Genomic DNA, 414 nt, shown 5'->3' with positions numbered 1-414 from the left:
GGCCACGCACCGCCTCATCCATCTGGAGGAGCCGTATCGCGAGGCGGCCAGTTGGGACGAATGGTTCCAGTCTGCGGGCGCCAATCTCAGCGATACCGCGCGCGGCCTGCGCATCAACGACTACGGCCTGGTGATCCAAGGTGTCATGGAAGGCCAAGGCATCGCGCTCGGCTGGCGGCATCTCGCCGAGCGGCTGCTGGCGTCGGGCCTGCTGGTGCCGGTGACGGATCATGTGCTGAAGACCGGCAAGGCCTTCTATGTCGTCTGGCCGAAGAACCGGGAGCTCAGCGACAACGCCCGCAAGGTGCGCGACTGGCTGGCGGCGCAGGCATAAGTCGTTTTCCACTGATCCACCGCTGGCGCAATTCTGCCCCTCCCGCGCGACGCGAATCCGCCTATAGTGCCGCCATGCCC

The 414-nt window shown here is 66.2% G+C and carries 1 protein-coding gene; it reads left to right on the top strand.

Annotated elements, in window-relative coordinates; translation table 11 throughout:
- Positions 1-334 (top strand): LysR substrate-binding domain-containing protein (locus ENZ75_RS34090; protein WP_245481385.1); only part of this gene is annotated, 334 nt, incomplete at its 5' end.
- Positions 335-414: the final 80 nt, after the last annotated feature.

Origin of the sequence: Mesorhizobium sp. M7A.F.Ca.CA.002.04.1.1 (genome assembly GCF_004022805.1) — a bacterium.
Classification (GTDB): domain Bacteria; phylum Pseudomonadota; class Alphaproteobacteria; order Rhizobiales; family Rhizobiaceae; genus Mesorhizobium; species Mesorhizobium ciceri.
The sequence above is the reverse complement of the archived record's forward strand: the minus strand, read 5'-3'. Positions and strand labels throughout refer to the sequence as shown.